The organism is Rhizobium sp. CECT 9324 (genome assembly GCF_918741265.1).
Classification (GTDB): domain Bacteria; phylum Pseudomonadota; class Alphaproteobacteria; order Rhizobiales; family Rhizobiaceae; genus Allorhizobium.
The window spans coordinates 3,199,543-3,224,638 of the sequence record NZ_CAKKMZ010000001.1 but is presented as its reverse complement, the minus strand read 5'-3'; the positions used below and the strand labels follow the sequence as shown (position 1 = coordinate 3,224,638).

Sequence of the window (25,096 nt, the reverse complement as noted above, 5' to 3'; positions counted from 1 at the left end):
CTTCAAGCACAGTCTGAACCGGACTGGAAACATGAGTCCGGACAGTCGCTTGGCGGCTTCTTTGATGACCTTGATTCAAATAAAAAACGGCGGCCTTTGGGCCGCCGTTTGCATTTCGACAGTGTGGCTTCGATCAGCCGAACGCGATCGCTGCGCCGCCGAACACGGTTGCGACACCCACCAGGCGGGCGACAACAGGGCCGAAGCGGTTGAGCGCAAGGCCGAGGCCGAGGCCGGCCAGATGCAGACCCGCGGTGGCCAAGACAAAGCCGAGGCCGAACTGCAGGGCACCGGCCGTGCCGAGTTCGCCGCCATGGGCATGGCCGTGGAACAGGGCGAAGGCGGCAACGACGGCAGCCGATGCTGCAACCGGCAGACGGACGGCAGCGGCGACCAGCAGGCCGAGACCGATGACGGAAGCCAGGATTGCCGGCTCGACGAAGGGCAGGTCAATGCCGGACACAGCGAGCGCAAAGCCGATCGCCATCATGCCGACGAATGCGGCCGGAACGGCCCAGAGCGCGCGGCCGCCAATCTGCGAAGCCCAGATGCCGACGGCAACCATCGCCAGAATATGGTCGGCGCCGAACAGCGGGTGCGACAGGCCGGCCATCATCGAGCCGTGCTCTTCCTGATTCAGGTGGGCGAAAGCAGGCGCGGCGGCTGCGGCGAAGATGGCTGCGGTCAAGGAAATGCGTTTCAACATAATTGGTCCCTCTATTTGGTCGACTCAAGGCGGCCGTATTCGGTCCCGCCACCTCGTCTCTCTATGTCATCTGCGACAGTAACGTAAGCCGTTCGGCAGTGTCCATGGCAAAGTCTGCTGTGAAACTACGTCGAATGCCGGGGAAGGGCGAGGCATGATGCGGCGAGCCATGGCGCAGATTGGATGGGATGTTTCGAATGGTGGGCCTCGGGTTATTGGCATGAGCGACCTGAAGGGTCTGTGCTACCCGATCGGCGCAAGCTCCGCCCGCATTGCATCCGGACTCGACGGTTTTCACTTTAAAGATGACTTCGTTGCGAGAAATTCATCCGGGCGGCCACTTGCCAAGGGTAATGTGGCTTGATCGGATCCAGACCATTCGCTAACGGCGGGTTAAATTTCGGTTCTGGTTCGCGGCGCCAGAGACCTGCTGTCCGGCAGGCGATGCGCCCTACTACAGTGAGGGTACATGCCCTATATAGACTACGGTGCAACCGTATCGGCGAATGGGAATAAGGCTATGCGGCCAATGATTGTGACGTGCGGAAAATCCTATCTTGTGTATTTGCTGATGCTTGCGGGCAGCGTCGGGCTTTTTGCGCCAAACGCCGAGGCCGCCGATGATTGCCGCGCGTCGCCCGCTCCCGGGATCAATTGGGAGGATTGCGACAAGAAGCTGATCATGCTGGATAGCAGCGACCTCAGCGGCGCAAACCTCGCGCGCACCGACTTTACGTCGACCGATCTCAGAGGCAGCAATCTGACAAAGGCCAACTTCGAGAAGGCGGTCCTTGTGCGCGCTTCCTTTGCCGGCTCGACGGCCACAGGCACGCGCTTTGAACGGATCGAAGCCTACAGAACGGATTTCAGCCAGCTCGATGCCCTCGGCGCCGTTTTCAGTGGTGCCGAATTGCAGCGATCCATCTTCACCCAGGCGAAGCTTGGCGATGCGGACTTTACCAAGGCTGACCTGGGGCGCTCGCAATTCGATGGGGCCGATGTCGGCGGCAGCCGTTTTTCGCTGGCGAACCTCGCGCGGGCGGATTTTCGTGGGGCGGCATTCGGAAAGCCGGTCGATTTCGACCGCGCCTTCTTCTTCCTCACGCGGATCGAAGGTGTCGATCTGACGGGTGCGACGGGGCTCACCCAGTGGCAGGTGGACATGGCTTGCGGCGATGCGCAGACAATGCTGCCGGCCGGCTTGAACAAACCGGCCAGCTGGCCCTGCCAGTTTCAGCAGGAATAGCGGAGGCAAAGATCGGGCATTTGGCGCATTTTCCGCCCCCCTGCTTCGATCAGGCCTGCTCGGCTACCGTGGCCTGGGCCTGCCCAACCACCATAGCCTCTATCGACCGGGCCTCGATCACAGCCAGATCCGCCATGGCGAGTGCCGCCTCGCGCGTCTTCGCCGCAGCGACGAAGCGCCCGTTGTGACAGAAGCTCGCGCCCGCGATGCCGCAGACAGCTTCCAGATCGCCATTGGTCAGCCCGGCCCAGGCAGCAGGCAGATCGGCGCGGACCTCGAAGCCTTCGTCGGCCCGGCGGATGGTTGTGAGGCACCAGTCCTTGTCGCGCGGGTGCACGACAAACAGCAGGTGATCGGCGCCGGCTTTCAAGATGGCCGGGCGGAACGGCATGCCCATCGGCAGTTCCAGCACGCGGTTCGCGCCGGCATCGACGATCGCCTGATGCACAAGCGCCTCGGCGCGCAGTTTTGCGGCACTTGCGGCAATTCGGGCCTCGACAAAGCTGCGGGCAATCGCCAGCGCCACATGGAAACAGCGATCGATGGCCTCAGGGTCGGTTTCATCAAAGACCGGTTTCAAGGTTTCCAGCAGGGTGGGTAGGGTCAGTCCTGCCAGCGGCCCCGCGATCGACGGGCTGAGGGCGCCGTTGTCGACCAGGTCGATTGGCAGCACGAAGCCTGCGTCGAAGGAGGCATGGATCTTCTCGACATGCGCCTCGGGGACGCCCGAAGCGATGAGATAGTCCTCGCCATAGTGCTTCCAGATCAATCCGAACGAGCTGTAGGGCTGGCCGTCGTCGCGCAGCGGTGCGCCGCGCTGATGGTGATCGAAGATCTGCGTTTGCGCATCATAGGCGCCACCGACGTCGTAGATGATCCGGTCTGTGCTCGGCGTGATCCATTCCGGCGCCCGGCTGCGGACGATCCGAGCCTGCGGGAAAAGGCGGGTGAGGATGACGCTGGACATCAACTCGTCGGCATGGAAGCCACCGGAATGGGTGACGAGGAAGTCTGGGGTCATGCCGGGAGGTGCCTTGTCGTTTGTGGAGGGTCTGCGAGTGGTTGGCACCAGATAGCCTTTGCCTGATGCCATCTCAACCCGTCTTTTGATGTCTTGTGTCGCCTTGGCGCAACAAGTGGCCCTATTCTCTAATGCCGCAATCAGTCGTTGGGGGAGGCGTAAGGCGTGCGCGCTAGGAAATTGCGGTGATCTCAAGTTCGTGGCCACCGGCCTCGACGACGTCTCCGACAGCCTTGCCGATCAGCATCGTCGCCACTGGCGATACGAAGGAAATCGATCCGGCCTTCGGATCCGCCTCATCTTCACCGACAATTCGATACGTCTGCACACGGCCATCGTCGCGGCTGAAGGTCACGGTGCTGCCGAAGGCAACGGTGTCCGTCGATGTTGGCTGGGGGATCAGCTGTGCGCTGTGAAGCCGGGCTGCAAAGTAGCGGGTATCACGCAAAGGGGTCGCCGCCTGCCGGCGTCGCTCATTGACGTCTTCGATCGTGCTCGTTGCCTCATAGGCGTCACGCGCCTGGCGCAGTTGCAGTTCGAGCGCCTTCAAGCCCGCTTCCGTCACAAGGTTGGGATGGGGTGAGATCGGCCGATCGGGCAACAGGGTTTCCGCGGCCGTTTCGGAACTCTCTTCCTTGGTGAAGGCAACGCTCAATTTTAAACTCCGGCTAAATGCAGCGCTTTTGCGGCGCTTGGGGTACGTGGGTTTGGCAGAGATGGGTGCGGTACCGTGATTGACCTGCCTCACACTTGCTCTGAGCTGGCCGTGTGTTACGTCTGCGGATGGGCATCCAGAACTTCGGCACATCGCGACAGGCTCAGACCTTCGCCATCGGTGTCGTTGGAGGCGCGGATTGTCATGATAGTTCGCGACTTGCCGGCAGTAATCTGCAACTCGCAGAAAAGTTCCTGATACTGCGGCGGCGAGATCATTTCTGGGCCCCAACCCGGATCGCGGGCAATGACGCGGGTTTCGGTCACGGTTTGCCCTGAGCCGGTCTGTCGCGTTTCGGTTCGCACCACGGTGCGGGCCGGTTCCGCCATGGTGTAGGTTGGCGGGATATAGCGGGTCTTGTCGCCGCCGCGCCAGGTGTAGATGACCGTACCATTCGGCAGAGGGTATTCGCTGATCGGTGGACCATATTGCGTGAAGAAGGCGTCGATAGGCTGCCCGACCCAGCGAGACTGGATCACCTGCTGGGCTTCTTCGGTCGTGGTGCAGCCGGCGAGCGCCAAGACTGCGGCGAAGATGGCGTGGCGAAACTTCATGAACCTGTCCCCCGGAAGGCATGTGGACGCATTTTCCTGGCAGGCTACTGGATGGCAGCCATGCCGATTTTAGCGGGCGGCCAGGCAACCCGCGTCGCCGTGATGTTTGCGCCGGGTTTTTGTGCCAGACAAGATGCGACGTCGGCCTTGCCCCCTATTTGGCCCGATCCATCCCCCATTAATATGCCCCGTTTTTTGCTTGTCTGCTCAGGTGCGATCCCCATATTGCCGATAGAACAAACAGCCCCGGCTCCTTGCCGGGCAAGGAGTTGCCTTTGATCGCGTTTGACAACAGCTACAGCCGCCTGCCGGAACGCTTCTATCGGCCAGCCAAGCCCGCTGCCGCCGCACAGCCACAGCTGATCCGCTACAATGAGGCGCTGGCCGATCAGCTTGGCATTGCACTCGATGCCGGCGGTGAAGCGCGTCTGGCGCAGATCTTTTCCGGCCAGATCCTGCCGGTTGGTGCCGAGCCGATCGCCATGGCCTATTCCGGCCATCAGTTCGGTCATTTCAATCCGCAACTCGGCGATGGCCGGGCGCTTTTGCTCGGCGAGGTCATCGATCGCGAGGGTCGCCGGCGCGACATCCAGCTGAAGGGGGCCGGTCCTACGGCCTTTTCCCGCAATGGCGACGGCCTGGCCGCGCTTGGCCCGGTGCTGCGCGAATATATTGTCTCCGAGGCGATGGCAGCCCTTGGTATTCCGACGACACGGGCGCTGGCGGCCGTCCTGACCGGCGAACCGGTTATCCGCGAGACCGTGCTGCCGGGGGCCGTGTTCACCCGGGTGGCGGCCAGCCATATCCGCGTCGGGACGTTCCAGTATTTTGCCGCGCGCGGCGATACCGATGGCGTAAAGACGCTCGCGGATCATGTCATCGCGCGGCATTATCCGGAGGTCGCCATCGCTGAGAACCCGTATGCGGCGCTGCTATCCGCCATTTCGACGCGCCAGGCCGAACTGATTGCCCGATGGTTGTCGATTGGCTTCATCCACGGGGTGATGAACACCGACAATATGGCGGTCTCCGGCGAGACGATCGATTTCGGACCTTGCGCCTTTCTCGACGAATATGATCCGAAGAAGGTGTTTTCCTCGATCGACCAGCGTGGCCGCTATGCCTATGCCAACCAGCCGGGCATCGGCCAGTGGAACATCGCGCGACTGGCGGAATGCCTGCTGCCGTTGCTGGATGAGGACGAGGAGAAGGCCGTCGCGGTGGCGAATGGCGTTTTGTCCGGCTTTGGCGACATTTTCCAGGCGGCGTGGCTTGCTGCCTTCCGGGCCAAGCTTGGTCTCGCCGGTGAAGACGATAGTGACCGGGCCCTGATCAGCGATTTCCTCGATCTGATGCATCAGGGAGAGGCAGATTTCACCTTGGCATTCCGGGCGCTCGGCAAGGTCGCCGGTGGCGCGGAGGAAGCGTTGCTGGCAACGCAGTTTGCCAATGCGAATGGGCTGACCGATTGGCTGGTTCGTTGGCGCGGGCGTCTGGATGACGGTCGTTCAGCGGCTGCTATCCAGGCCCGGATGGATGCGGTCAATCCGGCATTGATCGCGCGCAATCATCGGATCGAGGAAGCGATACAGGCCGCCAACTATGGCGACCATTCTTTCTTCCACCGACTGACAGAGGCACTGCAGAGCCCGTTTGCGGAGGCTTTTGATGTGGCGGATCTGTGCCAGCCACCGAAGGCGGAAGAACGGGTGACACGCACATTCTGCGGCACGTAAGGAAACGGCGGGGTCGCTGATTGTGCCCCCGCCGTCTGGCTGGTGATCAGAATTCCTGCCAGTCATCCTGCTTCAACGCGGTGTTGCCAACTGTTGCTGGCATGCGGCTCGGCATTGTCCCGTTGGCGGGACGCGCGACCGGGCGGGCTGCGGTGGCCTGCGGCTTCGTCGCGTTCACGGCCTGGCGCATGGGGGCAGAAGCTGTGGCACGGTCCTGTGCGCTTCTTGCTGCCGCTTCAGAGCCGGGTTCACGGCGCTGCCTGCGGCGATCGAGCTTGAAGCTCTGCACCAGCGTCACCAGATGGCTGGCACCGCTCGACAGAATTTCGCTGACGCTGCTGATGCCGGAGACCATCGCGGCATTCTGCTGGGTCATCTGATCGAGCGAGGAGACCGTCGAATTGATCTCCTGCAGGCTGGTCGCCTGGTCCGATGCGGCCGTGGCGATCGCCTCGACATTGCCGTTGATCGATTCGACAAAATTCTCGATCCGGGTCAGCGCCGCGCCGGTTTCACCGACCAGTCGCACCCCTTCCTGGACCTCGGTTGTCGATTTGGCGATCAGGCCGGAGATTTCCTTGGCGGCCTTGGCCGAACGTTGCGCCAGTTCGCGCACTTCCTGGGCAACCACGGCAAAACCCTTGCCGCTTTCGCCAGCGCGCGCGGCCTCGACGCCGGCATTGAGGGCGAGGAGGTTGGTCTGGAAGGCAATCTCATCGATGACACTGATGATGTTGGTGATTTCCCTCGATGCGCCTTCGATGCGGCCCATGGCATTTACCGTTGCCTTGACCACGTCGACCGATTCGGTCGCAGCCTGGCGGGCATTGCTGACCAGCTTGCGGGTGTCGATCGCGCGGGCACTCGAGACTTTCACCGTTTCGGTGATCTGCTGCAGGGCTGCCGACGTCTGTTCCAGTGCTGTTGCCTGCTGCTCCGAACGCTGCGCGAGACCTGCGGCGTTATCATGCATTTCCAGGCTTTTCGTGGATACCATCGTGGTTTCCGACAGCACATCTTCCAGCGTTTCCTGGAATTTGCCCAGTGCGACATTGAAATGCGTGCGCAGGTGTTCGAATTCCGGCGTGAACGGCTCGTCGATGGTCATGCGGATATTGCAATCGGCCAGACGGCCAAGGCCGGCGCCGACCTGCTTCAGCGCGGTCACGCGCCCAGTGATGTCGGTGGCGAACTTGACGACCTTGAACACCTTGCCGTCGTCGTCGAGGATCGGATTATAGGTGGCCTGGATATAGATCGGCTGGCCACCCTTGCGAATTCGGGTGAACTCGTCTGTGACGAACTGGCCGGCTGCCAGACGTGGCCAGAACGTTGCATAGTCGCTCGATGCGGCATAGCCGGGTTCGCAGAACATGCGGTGATGCTGGCCTGCGATCTCGGCCAGGGAATAGCCGAGCGCCGAGAGGAAATTCGCGTTCGCGGTAAGGATCTGGCCATCCGGTGCGAATTCGATCACGGCCTGTGCCCGTGACAGGGCCTCAAGCTTGCCGTTGCTGTCGAGCGACCGCATCTTGCTTTCGGTGATGTCGCTGGCGATCTTGACGATCTTGTAGGCCTTGCCGCGGCGCATGACCGGGTTGTAGGAGGCCTCGATCCAGATCGGCTTGCCACTCTTGCCAAAACGCTTGTACTGGCCGCGCTCGAACTTGCCCGAGGCCAGGCGTTGCCAGAATGCGGCGTAGTCAGGCGAGGTGACATCCGTCGGATCGACGAAAATACGGTGGTGCTTGCCGACGATGTCTTCGAGGCGGTAGCCGAGCGCCTTGCAGAAGTTCTCATTGGCGGTCAGGATCGTTCCGTCCGTGTTGAATTCGATGATTGCCTGGGAACGGCTGAAAGCATCCAGAACGGATTTTGTGTCTTGGAAATCGATAGAAGGAAAAGGCATGGGAGGCTCCAAATGAACTCCCTGAATTGTAGTAGTTTAAAATTAAATCTTACTTAAAACTTGCATACAAAGTGTATTAGTGAATCGCGATATCATGGTATTGCGGAGGTGCAGTGAATCCGTCGATGCGTGGCTGCGCCTTTCCGGTTGCGACCGTGCGTCTCTGTCGATGCGTCTGTCGTGCGGGCGACATCGGCTGTTGTCATTTTGCCGCTGGCTGGCAGATTGTCTGCGGATAAGTGGTCGTGCAACACTTGGAGAATGTCGCAGACAGGCTGCAATTGTGCGACTGCTCCCCCTAAAATCGAACGCAACATCAATCATTCTCGCAGGCAGGATTGCAGGCTATGGCAGAGTTTCCGTCCAAGGCAAAAGTCGTCATCATCGGTCTCGGAGGGATCGTCGGCGCCTCCATCGCCCATCATCTCATCGAGCGCGGCTGGGATGACATCGTCGGTATCGACAAGTCGGGCATCCCCACCGACATCGGCTCGACGGCACATGCCTCGGACTTCTGTTACACCACCAGCCATGACTACCTGTCGGTCTGGACGACCCAGTATTCCATCGATTTCTTCGAGAAGATGGGCCACTACGCCCGCATCGGCGGCCTGGAAGTGGCGCGCACCGGCGACGACACCTGGATGGAAGAGATCAAGCGCAAGCTGTCGTCCGCCAAGGCCTTCGGCACCCGGGCGCATTATGTCTCGCCAGCCGAAATCAAAAAACTCTTCCCGCTGATCGAGGAAGACCAGGTGATGGGCGGCATGTTCGATCCCGACGCCGGCCTTGTCGTTCCCCGCAGCCAGACCGTTGCCGGCAAGCTGGTCGATGCGGCTGAAAAGTCCGGCAAGCTCACCGCGTTTGCCAATACCCCGGCCAAATCGCTGATCGTCGAGGGCGGCCGCATCAAGGGTGTCGTCACCCATCGCGGCACGATCATGGCGGACCACGTCATCGTCTGCGCCGGCCTTTGGGGCCGCCTGATCGCCGAAATGGTCGGCGAAGACCTGCCGGTCATGCCGGTCGATCATCCGCTGACCTTCTTCGGCCCGTATAACGAGTTCGAAGGCACCGGCAAGGATATCGGTTTTCCGCTTTTGCGCGACCAGGGCAATTCGGCCTATATGCGCGACACCGGCGACCCGAAGACATCCGAGGGCGGCCAGATCGAATGGGGCTATTACGAGCAGCACAATCCGCGCATGTGCCATCCGCGCGAACTCCTGGAAAAGCACGAGGCACGGCTCTCGCCCTCGCAGCGCGATCTCGACATGGAGCAGATCCTCGAGCCGCTCGAACGCGCCATGGAGCTCACCCCGATCCTCGGCGAGCTCGGCTATAACGAAGGCCATTCGTTCAACGGCCTTCTCCAGGTCTCCGCTGCCGGCGGACCTTCGTGTGGTGAAAGCCAGAAGGTACGTGGCCTCTGGTACTGCGTCGCGATCTGGGTCAAGGACGGTCCCGGCTATGGCAAGCTGATCGCCGACTGGATGACGGACGGCCGCACCGAAATCGACCACAACTCGATCGACTATGCCCGTTTCTATCCGCACCAGCTGACCGAAGAGTTCATCGCCAATCGCTGCTTCGAGGCGGCGCAGAAGATCTATTTCCCGGCCGTGCACACACGCGAGCCTTACGCCTCGAGCCGTGGCGCCAAGCGTTCGCCGATGTATGAGCGCGAAGTCGAGCTTGGCGGCCACTTCATGGAACTGGGCGGCTGGGAGCGGGCGCATGGCTACAAGGCCAACGAGCACCTTCTGGAAAAATACGGCGCCCGCGTGCCGGTGCGCGAAAACGAGTGGGATAACAGACACTTCTGGCGGGTCTCGAATGCCGAACATCTGGCGATGAGCGAGGATTGCGGCATCGTCAACCTTTCCCACTTCCACATGGTCGACATCGAAGGTCCCGACCATGTCGAGCTTCTGGAATGGCTGTGCGCTGCCAAGATCGGCGGCGACGGCAACATCGGCAAGGGCATCTACACCCACTTCCTCGACGACGAGGGCATGGTGCGGGCCGACTTCACCGTCATCCGCATGGCCGACCGCTGCCGGTTGATCAACGGGGCGGATGCCGGCCCGCGCGACTTCCACTATATGAAGCGGGTGGCGCAGGATCGCGGCCTCGACGTCACGATCACCGATGTGTCGGAAAAGTTCATCACCATCGGCATCTGGGGCCCGAATGCCCGCGACACGCTGAAAAAGGTGGTTTCCGAGCCGGCGGGCCTTGATCCGGAAAATTTCGCCTTCGCCCAGATCAAGCAGATCGAGATCGGCGGCAAGCCGGTCACCGCCTTCCGCATCTCCTATGTCGGCGAGCAGGGCTGGGAACTGCATATGAAATACGAGGACGGCCTTGCCGTCTGGGATGCCCTGCGCGCCACCGGCGTCATGGCGTTTGGCGTCGAGACCTATGCCAATTCGCGCCGCATGGAAAAGAGCCTGCGCCTGCAGAATGCCGATCTCCTGACCCAGTACAACCTGATCGAAGCCGATCTGGCGCGTCCGAAGGTCAAGGAAGCCGATTTCCGCGGCAAGGCCAAACATCTCGAATACAAGGCACGGGAACACCAGCCGGCCATGCTCTGCACGCTTGTGATGACCGAAAACACCGATGCCAAGGGCGTCAAGCGTTACCCGGTCGGCTCCATGCCGGTCATGGACCCGGCGACCGGCGAGGTGCTCATCGACGCACTCGGCCGCCGCTCCTACACCACTTCGGTGGCTTATGGTCCGACGGTGGGCAAGAACATCGCGCTCGCCTATCTGCCCTGGGACTATTGCCAGGTCGGGCGCAGGCTGAATGTCGAGTATTTCGGCGAGACCTATCCGGTGGAGGTTGCCGGCGTTGGTTACAAGCCGCTGTATGATGCGGAGAACTTGAAGCCGCGGAGCTGAGGCGAGGGGGCGGGGATTAAAAGGGCATTGCCATTAATATGAGGGCGGGCGGGCAAGAAATGGTCCCCGCCCTCAAGCGGCTCGCGCCGTATCACGAGAACATCGTTATTATAGTCGCGATACCTGCTCCCAATGTGCTGATGATTTTTTGCACGTCTTCGCCGGTCTCCCAAACTTCGCAGACTCCTTTGACTTTTGCCCAAGCGTTTCGAATCTTTGTTTTTTCGGGATTATTGCTCCGCAATATTTGTACCAGGTTTTTCAGCTCACCCTCTAGGTCGGTATTCCTGCTCGCTTCGGCGGCCTTTCCAAGTTCCCTTAGGGTGTTGTTGAATTCTCCATTCAAAAATTGCAATTGCTCGTCCGATATTCCTTCGTTCTTTGTAAATCGTATCGAGTAATCATAGATGTTTGTGGTTGATTTTTCCGTTATGTTTAATGAATTGTCAAATATCTTCTTGTTGTCTATGTTGACATTGTAGTGCAGTGTTGTGCTGCTCGTTGTTAAAGCTTTGAATATAACGTCTCTCACCTGTGTCATGAATTCCAGGTCGCGGGACCAAAACAGCGTCATGGTGCCAGAGTTACTTAATAGTTCTATCCCATATTGTTTGGCATCAAAAAACTTTCTCTTCCAAGTGAAAAATATAAAATACGCGCCACAAATCAATCCCACTAGGGATATGGCTTGATTGTCCTCATGATCTTTGTTTGCGATGCCTACCAGCATTAATATCACGCCGATAGCGAGGTTTCTGACCATTCGTTTTGTGTAATCTTTGTCGCTTTCAGGAACCTTGATGTCTTTTTCGACCATGCGTGCTGATGAGATGTTCTTTGTAGGAAAAATCTGATTGTCGAGTCTGATCGCTTCGCCAGTGATCTCCATAAAAAATCCCCCTGATCTAAGGCGAGTATAAGTAAATTATATCCAGTTTATTAAATCAACTACAGCAAGAATGTGTAACGCATGCCGCAACGCTACCGAGGCTGTGATGTTGTATCTTGCTGTGGCCAATATGTCGGAAAAGTCATCTCGATGTTAAGCGCAGTCGTCGATTACTTCGGCATGTTGATGCTGGCCTGGGCCGCCTCGTTTACCAAAGCCGCTAGAAGGCACCGGGCTGGCCCGCGAAGATTTGTCTCAAAGGATCCAAGGGAAACCTTCCACGTTTGCTGACAAAATCCGGCCTCGAATGGCGGGCACGCGCGGGTCCTTCCCATGCCTATGTGTTTCGTAAGGCTGTTTCAGGATGAGGGGGCGGCGGTGCGATCGGATCGTAGGGAATTTATCTCCCGTAACGTGGCACCTAGCCCGCGTGTACCCTGGGCGACGGGGCTTGATCCCCTGACTTCGACCGAGGTGGACGGGGCGGTCCTTCGTTTTTGTTTTATACCGCCCCGTCCGGGGACCTTGCGGTCCGCTCCTCCCCCCGGAGGCGTTTAGCCGGCCTTGGCGACGCGCATGACTTCGGGATCGTAGACGCGACCGAAGCGGTTGGCGAGGAAGGCGGGCAGGGCGATTTCTTCCTGGCGGACGAAGCCCTTTTGCGGCAGCGTGCCGTCGGCGAGCAGGTCGAGAACGGTGCAGATTCCGGCCGCCGTGGTGATCTGGATGGCGCTCATCTTCTTGCCCGCGACGACGCCGGCATAGACCTTGTTGGCATAGGTTTCCTGCAGGTAGCGGCCGTCCTTCCAGCCGCAGACGGTGACGAAGATGACGACGACATCCTGCATGGTGGCGGGAAGTGCGTTTTCGAACAGATCCTTCAGCACATCGCGGCGGTTCTTCAGGTTGAAGTCGTTGAGCAGCGCCTTGATGATCGCCTGGTGGCCGGGATAGCGGATGGTGCGGTAGTTCATCGTGCGCACACGACCTTCGAGCGTCTTGGCCAGCGTGCCGAGACCGCCCGAGGTGTTGAAGGCCTCGTAGGTGACGCCGTCAAGCGAGAATTCCTCGCGCTCTTCCATGGCCGGCACCACGGTCAGCTTGCCTTCGACCACCGCCTCGCAGGGCTCGATATATTCGTTGATCAACCCGTCGGTCGACCAGGTCAGATTGTAGTTCAGCGCGTTGGACGGATATTGCGGCAGCGCGCCGACGCGCATGCGCACGCTGTCGAGCGTGTCGAAGTGTTTGGTCAGGTCCTGGGCGACGATCGAGATGAAGCCGGGGGCAAGACCGCATTGTGGGATGAAGGCGGAGCGGGCATTCGTCGCCAGTTGCTCGACCTTTCGGGTGGTGGCGACGTCTTCGGTGAGGTCGAGATAGTGGGTGCCGGTGCGGGCGGCGCTCTCGGCGATGGCACCGGTCAGGTGGAAAGGGGCGGCCGAAAGAACGGCAAATTTTCCGGCGAGCAGGGCATCGAGTGCGGCACTGTCGGCGATGTCGACCACGGTGGTCGAGACCGAGGCATGGGCGTCAAGCTTGGCCAATTGCTCGGCGCTGCGGTCGGCCACGGTCACCTGATAGTCGCCGGTTTCAGCCAGCATGCGGGCAATTGCGCCGCCGATCTTGCCGGCTCCGATGATGACGATGTTTTTCATGGCTGTGCCCCTCGATACTGAATTCGGCCGGGGCTGATCCTCCGGCCCACTGCGTTAGCGTGGGCAAAGTGTGATCGCGTGTGCTGTCGATTCCAAGTGACGGAATGTCAGTTATGCCGTAGCATATTAGGCAATCAGACGAAGAGATTGAGCAATATGCAAATCAACGAGAAAGATCGCGAGCTTCTGGCACTGTTGTCGGAGAATGCCCGCATGCCGGTGGTGGAACTCGCGCGCCGGCTCGGGCTGTCACGCACCACGGTGCAGGCGCGGCTCGAACGGCTGGAAGGGCAGGGCGTGATCGCCGGTTACGCCGTACGGCTGTCTGATGCCTATGAACGCGGGCTGGTCCGGGCGCATGTGATGATCACCATCGCACCGAAGGCATTGAGTCAGGTTACCGCGGAGCTCAATGCGATCCGCGAGGTGACGGCGCTCTATTCGGTCAACGGCCCTTATGACCTGATCGCCATCATTGCCGCTCCGTCGATTGCCGAACTCGACCGGCTGATCGACCGGATCGGAGAGTTGTCCGGCGTCGAGCGCACGCTGTCGTCGATCATCCTGTCGACGCGCATTGCGCGGTAGGCCTGCCTGTTGATACGGGGGCTGGTGTCGTTGGCGGTTGGCCAGCGGCCAGCGCCAGCGCCAAGAGGAAACCGTTGCCGTGTCAGGCGGCTGCCAGTTCCGCTCGTGTGAGTGCCCGTTCCAGCGCTTCGATACAGGCCGGGTCGTGGCTTTTGCCGGCGCCCTCCCAGAGGATGGCCAGCGCCTTGGCGACCGGCATGGCTGCGCGGTAGGGGCGGTCTGCGGTCAGGGCGTCGAAGACGTCGGCGGTCGAGACGATGCGGGTTTCGAAGCTGATCTGGTCGCCCTTCAGGCCACGCGGATAGCCGGTGCCGTCAAGCTTTTCATGATGGGCGCCACCGATCAGGGCAAGATCGGAAAAGACCGCAATGCGCGACAGGATCACTTCCGAAAACTCGGCATGGCGCTTCATCTGCTCCCATTCCTCACCTTCCAGCCGACCCGGTTTGTCGAGCACGCTGTTGGAGACACCGAGCTTGCCGATGTCATGCAAAAGGGCGGCGCGTTTCAGCCGTCGGCGCTCAGGCGCTGCCATACCCATCTCTTCGGCGATCAGGTCGGTGAACAGGGCGACGCGGTCGCTGTGACCGGACGTATAGGGGCTCTTGGCATCGATGACCCGGGCGAAACCGGCGGCGATGTCGTCGAGATAGTCCTCGTCGGCCATGATCGCCTTGCGGCCGGGTTCACGGGCGAGAACGAAGCGTTCCAGGTTGTCCGCGCCGAGTTCGGCCCAAAAGACCGGCGTCGCCACGGTTTTGAATGTATCGACGAGATGCGGATCGAACCAGCCGCCGGCGCGCTTGCTGACTTCGGCAAGGGCAGCCACCGGGCCTTCGTTGATGAAGAATACGTCGGCGACCTGGGCAAGGAGCGCTATGCGGGCGAAGAGATGGATCTCATCTCCCTTGAGGCCGGCGGGCTGGCCGCCGCCATCGAAATGTTCGTCGAGATCGAGAATGCCCTGCGCGACTTCCTCGGAAAACCGCATCTGCCGGGCGATTTCGGCGCCGCGCTGGCAGCGGGTGCGGATCAGGCTCTGGGAGATTTCCGCGCCGTTCTTGACTATATTGAGCAAGCCGCGAAACCGCTCGGCAAGGCCCGCCTGCATGCCGGTATGAGAGAGCACGAAACGCAGGATCTGCGGGAACGAGCCATCCACCAGCTTGAAGTCATGTTTGAACTTCAGGTCATCGGCGAGATAGAGTTCGCAGATCCGGGCCGCGTTCGACGAGCAGCCGAGATCCTTGAGCATCAGCGTATAATAAAGGTCACGCAGCCGCTCGTCGTTCAGACCGAGTTTCTGCCCGATCGCCGTTCCGATATAACAGCAGCGGATGCAATGGCCGGGCGGCTGACCTTCGGTGAGGTCCAGCGCATGGCTGAGTGCTTCAATGATTTCTGCAAGACGTATCTGCTTGGCCACGACCCGTTCCTCGTTGTCCGCTTATAAAGCGAGGACCGTTAATAGCCGGTGTCTCAGACGCCGGCCGGCTGTCGCATTTTCAAGGCGGCGGTGTTTCTCCCTGGGGCTAACCTCCTGTTCACCGCTTCCATGCTTGTCTTTTTCCCGCATTGTCTTACGACATGAGACGCATTATGTGCGGGTGAGCTAAACGCAAGTGGAGAATTGCCGGATGAACGAAGAAGACGACGACAAGAGCAAGGAACTGCCGATCGGCAAGGAAACGGAAGCGAACCTTTTCAAGTCGCGGTCGATCTTCATCTACGGCGGCATTACCATGGAGCTGGCGCAGAAGGTCTGCACGCAGCTGGTCGCATTGGCTGCAGCCTCCGACGAAGACATTCGCGTGTTCGTATGCTCGCCGGGCGGCCATGTCGAAGCCGGCGACGCCATCCATGACATGATCCGGTTCATCAAGCCGAAGGTGTGGATCATCGCCACCGGCTGGGCGGCCTCTGCCGGCTCGCTGATCTTCGTGGCAGTCCCGAAGGAACGTCGCCTGGCTCTGCCGAACACACGCTTCCTGATGCATCAGCCGTCGGGCGGCACGCGCGGCATGGCGTCCGATATCGAGATCCAGGCCCGCGAAATCATCAAGATGAACCAGCGGCTGATCAAGATCTATTCCAAGGCCACCGGCCAGACGGAAGAGAAGATCGCCAAGGACATCGACCGCGATTACTGGCTCGCTGCGGAAGATGCCGTGCAATATGGCTTGGTCGGAAAGATTATCGAAAGCCACGCCGACATCGGCTGAGCGCATTCGAAACGCTGAATTGGAGAAGCCCCTGCCGTTTACCGGTGGGGGCTTTTTTGTGCGGCGATGTCGATGTGAGACCGAGCGTCGATCTGGCATCCGGTTGGTTCGCGTGAACGTACCCGTTTTCGCCATTCCTGCCTTGCCAAGCGTCGTGGATTTTGATGTTCGATAGGCAATGTTCCGTCGTCCAAGCGAGTCTTGCGCCATGCTGAAAGACCTCTCACTTCAGAGCACCTTCATGGGTGTGCTGATTGCCTTTGTCGGCTTCGCCAGCTCCTTTGCCGTGGTCCTGCAGGGCCTGAAGGGCGTCGGCGCGACCGACTACGAGGCGGCGTCAGGCCTGATGGCGCTATCGGTCTCCATGGGCATTTGCGGCATCGTGCTCAGCGTCTGGACCAGGCTTCCGGTTTCCGTCGCCTGGTCGACGCCGGGTGCGGCGCTCATGGCGACGGCGGGTATCCCGCTAGGTGGGTTCCCGGCGGCTGTCGGGGCGTTTGTCGTTTGCGCCGGGCTCATCGTGCTGGCCGGCCTGTTCCGCCCCTTCGGTAGGGCGGTCGCCGCAATCCCCGCGCCTCTGGCCAATGCCATGCTGGCCGGCGTTATCATCAATCTCTGCTTTGCGCCGTTCAGGGCGGTTGCCTTCGATGCCTGGCTCGGCCTGCCGATCCTGGTGGTCTGGGCGGTTGTTGCGGCGTTCAAGCGGCTTTATGCGGTACCGGCGGCCCTGCTCACCTTCGTTGTTGTGATCGTATTGGGTGTCGAATTGCCGGAAGGAGCGATGGCCAGTTGGACGCAATCCCTGGCGCCGCCGATCGAGTTCGTCATGCCGGTCTTCACCGTGTCGGCGCTGGTTTCGATCGCGCTGCCACTGTTTATCGTGACCATGGCCTCGCAGAACATCCCGGGGATCGCCATCCTCAAGGTCAATCGCTATGAGCCGAGGCCCGGTGCGATGTTCGCCGTGACCGGTCTTTTCTCATTGCTGTCGGCGCCCTTCGGTGGCCATGCGGTCAATCTGGCAGCAATCACGGCGGCGATGGCTGCCGGCGAGGACGCGCATCCAGACCCGAAGCGACGCTACTGGGCGGCGATCATCGGCGGTATCGGCTATGTGCTCCTGGGACTGGCCGCCGGTGCCGTCACCTCGTTCGTGGCCCTCGCTCCACCGATCCTCATCCAATCGGTGGCGGGTCTCGCCCTGATCAGCGCTTTTTCAGGCTCGGCCGTGGCGGCGTTCAATGCCGTTGAAACGCGGGAGGCGGCGGCGGTCACGTTCCTGATCACTGCATCCGGGATCTCCATCCTCGGGATATCGGGGGCGTTCTGGGGGCTGATCGCGGGCGTCGCGATGCTGGCATTGGTGAAGCTGGCCAAGGCCCGAGCATGAGGCGGGTTCGCATGCGGGCGATTATCCTTGCTCTTCTTGCGGCTCTTTTCAGCTTTATCTTCTACACACGCTACTGGATCTGGCGGGATTGTATCGCTGCATCGCAGTCGAGCTGTTTGACGCCGGATGGAAGCAACGTGACCGGTGGCGGCATGGTCTGGGCTGCCATCGCGTTCGGCTTCCTGGCGGCGGCGTTCATTGCGCAATTCGGACGTCGCTGAGCAGCGTGTGTCGGATCTGGTGCAATCGCAAGGGTTGCGCTAGGTATTGCGGATGGAGTTCGAATTCGATCCGGCCAAGAGCGATGCGAACAAAGCGAAGCACGGAATCGATTTCGTGGCAGCGCAGGAGGTGGCGCGCAGGAAATGGTTTGACCATCGACGCGCGCTCGCACGATGAAGTCAGGCATGGTATCGTGGGGCTGATCGAAGGCAAGTTCTGGGTGGGGTACTTTACTCTCCGGCAAAACAAGATCCGTATAATTTCCGTTCGCAGGGCCAGAAAGGCGGAGAGCCAATATCATGAAAACCATCACCGCAACTGAATTCGACAAGAAATTCGACGATGGCGAGGATGTCAGCGAGTATTTCGATTGGGCCAACGCTCGTCGTATCAATTGGGAACACGAATTGGTCGAGCTCGAATTACCTAAGGAAGAACTGGCTGAACTTGATGCGGAAGCCGCTCGCTTGAACACATCGCGGCATCGGCTGGTTTCTCTCTGGATTCGCGAACGCCTGCAACAGGCCCCGAAGCCCGCCGCTTAATAACACCCTTGCGCGATTCATTTCTCCAGGTTATTCCTCGTCCCATGAAGATCAACGGCACCACCATTGCTGCGACTGATATGCAGGCCGCCTACGCTGCGGTCGGCTTTGTCGCGTCGGTGCCAAACTCGCTTCTTCTTCTCGGCCTTATCCGCGGTTGCCGGGTCCATTGAGGAGCGCCCGGCGGCCGGGTTAGCCGTTTGGCGATTGCTCCTCGAAAATCCCAACTTGTACCGAGATTTGCCCGCACAGGGGCCGCTCACCCGTCGCCAAGCGCCTGCAGTTGCGCTATGAGCCGGGATGAGTGCGAAGAGCAGAGATGAAGACGATGATCATGAAATCCCAGACCGTGAAAAATGGCATGCCGGATGCCGGTCAGAAGTACCGCGCCTATCCGCAGATCCAGATCCCCGACCGTACGTGGCCGTCGAAGGTGATAGACAAGGCGCCGATCTGGTGCTCGGTCGACCTGCGCGACGGCAACCAGTCGCTGGTCAATCCGATGGGCCATGACCGCAAGGCACGGATGTTCCAGCTGTTGCTCGACATGGGCTTCAAGGAAATCGAGATCGGCTTCCCTTCGGCCTCGCAGACGGACTTCGACTTTGCCCGCTGGTGCGTCGAAGAGGGTGGGGTGCCGGCCGATGTGTCGCTGCAGGTCTTGGTCCAGTGCCGGCCGGAGCTGATCACCCGGACCTTCGAAGCCCTGGAAGGTGCCAACAAGCCGATCATCCACTTCTACAATTCGACCTCCGAATTGCAACGCCGCGTGGTGTTCGGCAAGGATGTGCAGGGGATCAAGCAGATCGCCGTCGATGCGGCCAAGATGATCACCGACATGGCCGCCAAAGCCGGTGGCGGCTTCCGCTTCGAATATTCGCCGGAGAGCTTTACCGGCACCGAGCTGGAGGTGGCGCTGGAAATCTGCAATGCCGTGGTCGAGATCATCAAGCCGACGCCGGACAACAAGCTGATCCTCAACCTGCCGTCGACCGTCGAGATGGCGACGCCGAACATCTATGCCGACCAGATCGAATGGATGTGCCGCAATATCGACAATCGCGAGAACTGCATCATCTCGCTGCATCCGCACAACGACCGGGGCACGGGTATTGCCGCAACGGAACTGGGCCTGATGGCCGGCGCCGACCGTGTCGAAGGCACGTTGTTCGGCAATGGCGAGCGCACCGGCAATGTCGATGTCGTGACGCTGGCCTTGAATATGTTCACCCAGGGCGTCGATCCGAAGCTCGATTGCTCGGATATCGAGCGGATCAAGGCGGTCTACGAATATTCCAACGAGATGAGCATTCCCGAGCGCCATCCTTACGTCGGCGAATTGGTCTATACCGCGTTTTCCGGCTCGCACCAGGATGCGATCAACAAGGGCATGAAGGCGATCAAGACCGCCAATCATCCGGTTTGGGAAGTGCCGTATCTGCCGATCGACCCGCAGGATGTCGGCCGTTCCTACGAGGCGATCATCCGGATCAACTCGCAGTCGGGCAAGGGCGGCATCGCCTATATCCTGCAGGAAGACTACGGCATCAACCTGCCGCGCAACCTGCAGGTGGAATTCCGCGAGGATATCCAGCGCATCACCGATGAAGAGGGCGTCGAACTGCCGTCGAAGCGCATCTATTCACGCTTCATCGAGCGCTATGTCGATCAGCCCGAGGCTCGGATCAAGTTCGTTGATCACCACACCTATCCGGCGGGAACCGACCAGAAGGGTATCCGGGTCGTGGCCGCAGAGATCACCGATGGCGGCGAGACCCGGCGCATCGAGGGCAAGGGGACCGGGCCGATCGATGGTTTCGTCAATGCCTTGTCGACTTATCTGGGCATCGAGCTTTCGGTTGAAGACTATTCCGAGCATTCGCTGCAGCATGGGTCGAATGCCGCCGCGATTGCCTATGTCGAGACGGCGCATGCCGGCGGCAAGCTGTTCGGCGTCGGTATCAACACCAACATCGTCACCGCTTCGCTGGAGGCGATCGTCTCTGCGGCCAATCGAGTTCTGGCCGAGCAGAACAAGGCCTGATTTGTGTCATCGCGGGGCCACGGACGTGGTCCCGCGATCGCATCGCAAGCGGCGGTCAGCCGCCGATCAGCATCTGCCGGTGATCGAGTGCAAGCGGCGCATTGTCGCTTTCGATCCTGAAACGCTGCCATTCCACCTGCCAGTTATCGACCGTTCCATCGATGGAAAAGAGATTGTAACCAGCGGCCGGTTTCTTGCCGCCTGGCCCCTGGCTGGCCGATGCGATGCCGACGACCGGCACTCTCTTGCCGTGATTGTCGAGCCAGTAGAGCGTGTTGAGATGGGTATGCCCATGCAGCACCAGTTCGGCACCGCCGGTGCGGATCGCTGCGGCAAAACGGCGTATGCCAATCAGGCGCTTGTGTTGCGCAGCCGCGCCGCGGATCGGCGGGTGATGGATCATCACCACGCGAAACAGGCCTTCCTCACCGGCCGCTTTCAGCAATTGCGCGGTTTCACGCGCCTGCCGGCCGCTGAAATAGCCTTGGGCGGAAAAGGGAGGCGTGGCGATCGAGGTGGAGCAACCGATCAGGGCCACCGGACCACGTCTGCGAATATAGGGAAAGATCTTGTGGTCGTCCTGCCAGATCAGCGGGTCGTCGTCACCGCGGATATAATCATACCAGGCATGAACCGAGCGATCATGGGCGCCGGGAACATAGGCATCGTGATTTCCGGGCACGACGGACGTGTCGAGCGGCGCTCCAGCCTGTTGCAGCCATTCGGCGACGAGGCGGATCTCGAGGCGGGACGCCAGGTTCACCAGGTCGCCGGTGATTGCCAGATGATCGGGCTGTTGCTGGCGCAGGCCGTCCAGCACCATCTGCAAAGCATTGGGGAAAAGGTGCTTGCGCCGGTTGCGATGCCAGTTCACATAGCCCGTAATCCGCTTCGATGCGAGTTCCCGGATCGTCAGGTTCGGCAAAGGGCCAAGATGGACGTCGGAAATATGCGCGAGCTTGAACATGGCGTCTCTCTTAAAGGCGCGGGCATTGGGGGGCAAGGAAAATGACGCCAGCGGATGATAGTGCGGAAATCCCCGGCCGGGCCAAGAAGTTCCTTGTCAGGTTGCTGCATGTCTATTTTGCCCTCAGCCGCGGCATGACGCTCGGCGTGCGGGCTGCCTGTTACGACGAGAAGGGGCGGGTGTTTCTGGTGCGTCATTCCTATGTGCCGGGCTGGCATTTACCGGGGGGTGGCGTTGAGCGTGGCGAAACGGTGATGCAGGCGCTGGCGAAGGAGTTGCGGGAAGAGGGTAATCTTGAGATTGCCGGCGCTGCGAGCCTCTTCCACGTCTATTTCAACCGCAATATCAGCCGGCGCGACCATGTCGTTCTTTACCGTGTCAGCGTTCGCCAGACGGCACCGCGCCTTGCCGACCGCGAGATCGTCGAGGCTGGTTTCTTTGACCTCGGCGAACTGCCGCAGGGCACCACCGCCGCAACCTTGCGGCGGCTAAGCGAGCTTGGCGGCGAGGTGCCGCTGTCGCACCATTGGTAGCCTCAAGCAGCCAGCTTTTCCCGGTCGTGCGACTTTTCCAGATCAAGCTCCGGGCCAACCGGCACAACGCCTGTCGGGTTTATCATCAGGTGACTGCGATAATAGTGATGCTTGATGTGGCGCATCTCGACGGTCTCGGCGACGCCCGGGGTTTGGTAGAGGTCACGCAGATATCCGTATAGAGCCGGATAGTCGGCGATGCGGCGGATATTGCACTTGAAATGGCCGACATAGACCGGATCGAAACGCACCAGCGTGGTGAACAGGCGCCAATCGGCTTCAGTCATGCGGTTGCCGAACAGATAACGTTGGCCGGTCAGGCGCTGTTCCAGCCAGTCCAGCGTTTCAAACAGCGGATGCACGGCGCTTTCGTAGGCTTCCTGGGTGGTGGCGAAGCCTGACTTGTAGACCCCGTTGTTGACGTTGTCGTAGACGCGGGCATTGACCGTATCGATCTCGACATGGAGGTCGGACGGATGCAGGTCGAGTGTCGAGCCGGTCAGGTGATCGAAAGCTGAATTGAACATGCGGATGATGTCGGCGGATTCGTTCGAGACGATGGTGTTGGTCTGCTTGTCCCAGAGGACCGGAACCGTCACGCGACCGCTGAACTTGGTGTCGGCGCGGGTATAGACCTGCCAGAGAAAATCCGAGCCGAAGAGATGGTCGACGGTCGCGCCGTCACGATCGTGGAATTCCCAGCCGTTGGACAGCATCAGCGGATCGACCACCGAAACCGTGATCAGGTCTTCGAGCTTTTTCAGCTTGCGGAAGATCAGGGTGCGGTGCGCCCAGGGACAGGCATAGGAGACATAGAGGTGGTAACGGCCGGCTTCGGCCTTGAAGCCGCCATCCCCGGTTGGTCCTGCCGATCCGTCGGCGGTCACCCAATTGCGAAACGTGGAGGCTCCGCGCTTGAAATGGCCGGAGGTCGCTTTCGTGTCATACCAGACATCATTCCAGACGCCGTCTACGAGCATGCCCATGGATTTCATCCTTGTTCGTTCTTAACTTGTCCTGAAAATACGGCGTCCCGGCCAGATTGCGAGGGGCAGATGGTTGAACACTGCGTTTTTCCATTGGACGCAAAATAATTTTGCTGCTACGGGATTCCGCAACAAACGAGAAAGCCTCCCGATGACCGTAGTACGGACCCTGCGACGACGCTGATGCTCACGAACGCCACGAGGCGTCATCGCGAACATTATTGCTGTCTATCTGCGGGTTTCGGTCATCCATGAATAATTCCGGGCTTATCTACCTCACCGAGGATGCGTCGCACGACGCTGTCATCGAACTCATCAACGAAGAAGCTTTCGGCCCCGGCCGGCATACACGTGCCGCTGCGCGCATTCGCGAGCAGGGACCGCATGACCGGTCGCTGTCGTTCATTTGCGCCGACAATGGCGAGACGATCGCTTCCGTGCGCATGACCCCTGTCATGGCCGGATCCGTCCAGGGGCATCTGCTCGGGCCGCTTGCGGTCAGGCCGTCGCACAAGAGCATGGGCATCGGCCGCGAACTGGTGCGCATTGCCATCGAGGCTGCCCGGCGCAAGGGGTCGGAAGCGGTGATCCTCGTCGGCGATCCGCCCTACTACATGCCGCTCGGCTTCGAGAAGGTCAGCTACAAGGCGCTGGAGTTCCCGGGGCCGGTCGATGCCAATCGGGTGCTGGTCGTGCCGATGGCGACCGATGTGCACGGGCGGTTGAAGGGCGTCATTGAATGGCGGCCCTTAAAGGTCGGCGGTTCGGTGGAAATTGCTCAGCTTGACAGCCCAGGATGGTCGTGGGAGACGGGCGAACGCCTGCTGCACGTCGGAAACTGATCGCCGGCAGCAAGCCGAAACGAGGGTGAGGTTCTGATATGCTTGCTGTCCCGTCGCATGGGGAGACTGCGTCTCATGGTGTCATCACCTGCTCGGACAGGCGCATGTTGCCAGCCGCCTGCTGTGCCCTGCTTTCGGCAAAACGGCATGTCGGCCTGACATCGGTGCGTTTCTTCCTGCTTGCCATCGATATCGACGACAATGCCCGCGAGCAGATCAAGATCTTCACCCGGCATCACGGTTTTGATATCGAAGTCGTTGATTTCGTGTCGCCTTCCTTCGAAGGACAGGGGTTGGGGCGGTGGCCTGCATCGGCGGTCGCGAGGCTTTACATGGATGAGCAGCTACCATCCGACATCGACCGTCTTCTCTATCTGGACGCCGACACGCTTGTGGTGTCGGCGCTCGATGCCCTGTTCGACATCGATCTCAAGGGCCAGCCACTGGCTGCGGTCGACGATTTCCTGATGGCTTTCCCTCGCAATATGGGCGTTCGCATCGCACAGATCGGCACGGCGCCGGAAAGTCGATATTTCAATTCCGGCGTGCTTCTGATCGACTGGGCTGGTTTGAAGCGGCGCAACTTCCTGAAGGATGCGCGCGCGCTGTTTTTCCGGGATTCCAATCGTTACGATTGCCCGGACCAGGATGCGTTGAACGTGGTGACCGAGAGGAACTGGTTGCCGCTCGATCCGAAATGGAATGCCCAGACCGGTATCCTGGCCTTTGTCCCAAAGCCTGCCATCCTGCATTTCACCGGGCCGAAGAAGCCATGGCATTCACGGGTGCAATTCATGCACCGTGATGCGCACCGATTCTACAAGACGGAACTCGCCGGTACGGCGTGGGCCGGCTTCTGCGCCACGCCATCAATTTTTGCCAATATCCGTAGCCTGCTGTCCCACCATCTGATCAATGTAACGAAGCAGCGCAAGCACAGGATCACGCAGCGCTATTTCGAGGCTCAACAGACGCCTCGCGGGACTTGATCCACATTCAGAACCGCTTGATCATCCAGGTGATATCGAAGCCCTGGGTGAAATTGTCGATCCGACCGAAGACATCGTAGCCTTGCCGCTGATAGGCACGGTAGGCATCGGGATTGATCGTGTCGATGTAGGCACCGATGCAGCCGCGGGCGCGGGCTTCCTGCTCTGCGCATTGCAGCAGCTTGCCGGCCATGCCCTGTCTGCGCAGGCGCTCGGGGACGAAGAGCATTTCGACATAAAGCCAGCCACGTCCGGTATAGCCGACAAGGCCACCATCGATATGGCCTTCGTCATCGGTCAGTGGAATGAAAAGGTTCCGGCGGTCCGTCTGGCCGAGCATGATGTCGTTATGCGCCTTGAGGCCGGCCAATATCGTGGCCTCGGCATCTGCCGGGACACTGTCGGATAGCTGCAGTTCGTCCATC

Annotated in this window: 27 protein-coding genes; 16 read left to right on the top strand and 11 right to left on the bottom strand. The window is 60.2% G+C overall.

What is annotated here, in order from left to right:
- Positions 1 to 133: 133 nt before the first annotated feature.
- Positions 134 to 706, bottom strand: a complete 573-nt coding sequence (locus LQ231_RS15705; RefSeq protein ID WP_230172065.1) for a HupE/UreJ family protein — start codon at positions 704 to 706, stop codon at positions 134 to 136.
- A gap of 220 nt (positions 707 to 926) precedes the next feature.
- On the opposite strand from LQ231_RS15705, the gene LQ231_RS15700 reads away from it, so the two are divergent.
- Both LQ231_RS15700 and LQ231_RS15695 read left to right on the top strand, forming a co-directional pair.
- Positions 927 to 1,070: a hypothetical protein gene (locus LQ231_RS15700; RefSeq protein ID WP_230172064.1), complete on the top strand. Its 144-nt coding sequence runs from the start codon at positions 927 to 929 to the stop codon at positions 1,068 to 1,070.
- 156 nt (positions 1,071 to 1,226) lie between these two features.
- Entirely contained in the window at positions 1,227 to 1,952 is a 726-nt protein-coding gene (locus tag LQ231_RS15695) for a pentapeptide repeat-containing protein (protein WP_230172063.1), read from the top strand.
- Between the two features lie 49 nt (positions 1,953 to 2,001).
- Here LQ231_RS15695 and LQ231_RS15690 read toward each other — a convergent pair whose 3' ends face one another.
- The 3 genes from LQ231_RS15690 to LQ231_RS15680 all read right to left on the bottom strand — a co-directional run bounded on the left by LQ231_RS15690 (position 2,002) and on the right by LQ231_RS15680 (position 4,242).
- Positions 2,002 to 2,973: an MYG1 family protein gene (locus LQ231_RS15690; RefSeq protein ID WP_230173386.1), complete on the bottom strand. Its 972-nt coding sequence runs from the start codon at positions 2,971 to 2,973 to the stop codon at positions 2,002 to 2,004.
- Positions 2,974 to 3,145: 172 nt separating this feature from the next.
- Positions 3,146 to 3,628 carry a transcription elongation factor GreA gene (greA, locus tag LQ231_RS15685; RefSeq protein ID WP_230172062.1) on the bottom strand — a complete coding sequence of 161 codons (483 nt, stop codon included), beginning with the start codon at positions 3,626 to 3,628 and terminating at the stop codon, positions 3,146 to 3,148.
- A 116-nt stretch (positions 3,629 to 3,744) separates the two neighbouring features.
- Positions 3,745 to 4,242: a hypothetical protein gene (locus LQ231_RS15680; protein ID WP_230172059.1), complete on the bottom strand. Its 498-nt coding sequence runs from the start codon at positions 4,240 to 4,242 to the stop codon at positions 3,745 to 3,747.
- 275 nt (positions 4,243 to 4,517) lie between these two features.
- Here LQ231_RS15680 and LQ231_RS15675 point away from each other — a divergent pair, with 275 nt between their 5' ends.
- Entirely contained in the window at positions 4,518 to 5,978 is a 1,461-nt protein-coding gene (locus tag LQ231_RS15675; RefSeq protein ID WP_230172058.1) for a protein adenylyltransferase SelO, read from the top strand.
- A gap of 46 nt (positions 5,979 to 6,024) precedes the next feature.
- Here LQ231_RS15675 and LQ231_RS15670 read toward each other — a convergent pair whose 3' ends face one another.
- On the bottom strand, positions 6,025 to 7,887 hold the full coding sequence (locus tag LQ231_RS15670; protein ID WP_230172057.1) for a PAS domain-containing methyl-accepting chemotaxis protein: 1,863 nt from the start codon (positions 7,885 to 7,887) through the stop codon (positions 6,025 to 6,027).
- A 347-nt stretch (positions 7,888 to 8,234) separates the two neighbouring features.
- Between LQ231_RS15670 and LQ231_RS15665 the strand changes: the two genes are divergently transcribed.
- On the top strand, positions 8,235 to 10,796 hold the full coding sequence (locus LQ231_RS15665) for an FAD-dependent oxidoreductase (RefSeq protein WP_230172055.1): 2,562 nt from the start codon (positions 8,235 to 8,237) through the stop codon (positions 10,794 to 10,796).
- A gap of 91 nt (positions 10,797 to 10,887) precedes the next feature.
- On the opposite strand, the gene LQ231_RS15660 is transcribed toward LQ231_RS15665, so the two are convergent.
- Both LQ231_RS15660 and LQ231_RS15655 read right to left on the bottom strand, forming a co-directional pair.
- Positions 10,888 to 11,685, bottom strand: coding sequence for a DUF6232 family protein (locus tag LQ231_RS15660; RefSeq protein ID WP_230172053.1), 798 nt, complete (start codon positions 11,683 to 11,685; stop codon positions 10,888 to 10,890).
- A 554-nt stretch (positions 11,686 to 12,239) separates the two neighbouring features.
- Positions 12,240 to 13,343, bottom strand: coding sequence for a saccharopine dehydrogenase family protein (locus tag LQ231_RS15655; RefSeq protein WP_230172046.1), 1,104 nt, complete (start codon positions 13,341 to 13,343; stop codon positions 12,240 to 12,242).
- 156 nt (positions 13,344 to 13,499) lie between these two features.
- Here LQ231_RS15655 and LQ231_RS15650 point away from each other — a divergent pair, with 156 nt between their 5' ends.
- Positions 13,500 to 13,931 carry an Lrp/AsnC family transcriptional regulator gene (locus LQ231_RS15650; RefSeq protein ID WP_230173385.1) on the top strand — a complete coding sequence of 144 codons (432 nt, stop codon included), beginning with the start codon at positions 13,500 to 13,502 and terminating at the stop codon, positions 13,929 to 13,931.
- A gap of 82 nt (positions 13,932 to 14,013) precedes the next feature.
- On the opposite strand, the gene LQ231_RS15645 is transcribed toward LQ231_RS15650, so the two are convergent.
- Positions 14,014 to 15,357, bottom strand: a complete 1,344-nt coding sequence (locus LQ231_RS15645; protein WP_230172044.1) for an HD-GYP domain-containing protein — start codon at positions 15,355 to 15,357, stop codon at positions 14,014 to 14,016.
- A gap of 211 nt (positions 15,358 to 15,568) precedes the next feature.
- On the opposite strand from LQ231_RS15645, the gene LQ231_RS15640 reads away from it, so the two are divergent.
- From LQ231_RS15640 to leuA, 8 genes are all read left to right on the top strand, one after another.
- Positions 15,569 to 16,153: an ATP-dependent Clp protease proteolytic subunit gene (locus LQ231_RS15640; protein ID WP_113141895.1), complete on the top strand. Its 585-nt coding sequence runs from the start codon at positions 15,569 to 15,571 to the stop codon at positions 16,151 to 16,153.
- Positions 16,154 to 16,361: 208 nt separating this feature from the next.
- Positions 16,362 to 17,543 (top strand): benzoate/H(+) symporter BenE family transporter, encoded by a 1,182-nt coding sequence (locus LQ231_RS15635; RefSeq protein ID WP_230172042.1) that lies wholly within the window; start codon positions 16,362 to 16,364, stop codon positions 17,541 to 17,543.
- Positions 17,544 to 17,554: 11 nt separating this feature from the next.
- A complete protein-coding gene (locus LQ231_RS15630) occupies positions 17,555 to 17,764 on the top strand; it encodes a hypothetical protein (protein ID WP_230172033.1) in 210 nt (69 codons plus the stop codon).
- Positions 17,765 to 17,816: 52 nt separating this feature from the next.
- Entirely contained in the window at positions 17,817 to 17,942 is a 126-nt protein-coding gene (locus tag LQ231_RS15625) for a BrnT family toxin (RefSeq protein WP_230173438.1), read from the top strand.
- Positions 17,914 to 18,087: a BrnT family toxin gene (locus LQ231_RS15620; RefSeq protein WP_356636299.1), complete on the top strand. Its 174-nt coding sequence runs from the start codon at positions 17,914 to 17,916 to the stop codon at positions 18,085 to 18,087. Before LQ231_RS15625 ends, LQ231_RS15620 begins: the two co-directional genes overlap by 29 nt.
- Complete coding sequence (locus LQ231_RS15615) at positions 18,065 to 18,310, top strand: BrnA antitoxin family protein (RefSeq protein ID WP_230172031.1); 246 nt, start codon at positions 18,065 to 18,067, stop codon at positions 18,308 to 18,310. Before LQ231_RS15620 ends, LQ231_RS15615 begins: the two co-directional genes overlap by 23 nt.
- A gap of 44 nt (positions 18,311 to 18,354) precedes the next feature.
- Positions 18,355 to 18,483, top strand: a complete 129-nt coding sequence (locus tag LQ231_RS27225; RefSeq protein WP_290371364.1) for a hypothetical protein — start codon at positions 18,355 to 18,357, stop codon at positions 18,481 to 18,483.
- Positions 18,484 to 18,638: 155 nt separating this feature from the next.
- Positions 18,639 to 20,354, top strand: a complete 1,716-nt coding sequence (gene leuA, locus LQ231_RS15610) for a 2-isopropylmalate synthase (RefSeq protein WP_113142503.1) — start codon at positions 18,639 to 18,641, stop codon at positions 20,352 to 20,354.
- A gap of 55 nt (positions 20,355 to 20,409) precedes the next feature.
- Here leuA and LQ231_RS15605 read toward each other — a convergent pair whose 3' ends face one another.
- Positions 20,410 to 21,321 (bottom strand): metallophosphoesterase, encoded by a 912-nt coding sequence (locus LQ231_RS15605; protein ID WP_230172029.1) that lies wholly within the window; start codon positions 21,319 to 21,321, stop codon positions 20,410 to 20,412.
- Between the two features lie 41 nt (positions 21,322 to 21,362).
- Between LQ231_RS15605 and LQ231_RS15600 the strand changes: the two genes are divergently transcribed.
- Complete coding sequence (locus LQ231_RS15600; RefSeq protein ID WP_230172028.1) at positions 21,363 to 21,854, top strand: NUDIX domain-containing protein; 492 nt, start codon at positions 21,363 to 21,365, stop codon at positions 21,852 to 21,854.
- A 2-nt stretch (positions 21,855 to 21,856) separates the two neighbouring features.
- Here LQ231_RS15600 and LQ231_RS15595 read toward each other — a convergent pair whose 3' ends face one another.
- On the bottom strand, positions 21,857 to 22,840 hold the full coding sequence (locus tag LQ231_RS15595) for a glutathione S-transferase family protein (RefSeq protein ID WP_230172021.1): 984 nt from the start codon (positions 22,838 to 22,840) through the stop codon (positions 21,857 to 21,859).
- A 251-nt stretch (positions 22,841 to 23,091) separates the two neighbouring features.
- Here LQ231_RS15595 and LQ231_RS15590 point away from each other — a divergent pair, with 251 nt between their 5' ends.
- Both LQ231_RS15590 and LQ231_RS15585 read left to right on the top strand, forming a co-directional pair.
- Positions 23,092 to 23,682 (top strand): N-acetyltransferase, encoded by a 591-nt coding sequence (locus LQ231_RS15590; protein ID WP_230172020.1) that lies wholly within the window; start codon positions 23,092 to 23,094, stop codon positions 23,680 to 23,682.
- A 104-nt stretch (positions 23,683 to 23,786) separates the two neighbouring features.
- The gene (locus tag LQ231_RS15585; protein ID WP_230172016.1) at positions 23,787 to 24,671 is read left to right on the top strand and encodes a glycosyltransferase family 8 protein; all 885 of its coding nucleotides are present in this window, start codon (positions 23,787 to 23,789) and stop codon (positions 24,669 to 24,671) included.
- A 7-nt stretch (positions 24,672 to 24,678) separates the two neighbouring features.
- Here LQ231_RS15585 and LQ231_RS15580 read toward each other — a convergent pair whose 3' ends face one another.
- On the bottom strand, positions 24,679 to 25,095 hold the full coding sequence (locus LQ231_RS15580; RefSeq protein ID WP_230172014.1) for a GNAT family N-acetyltransferase: 417 nt from the start codon (positions 25,093 to 25,095) through the stop codon (positions 24,679 to 24,681).
- Position 25,096 lies beyond the last annotated feature (1 nt).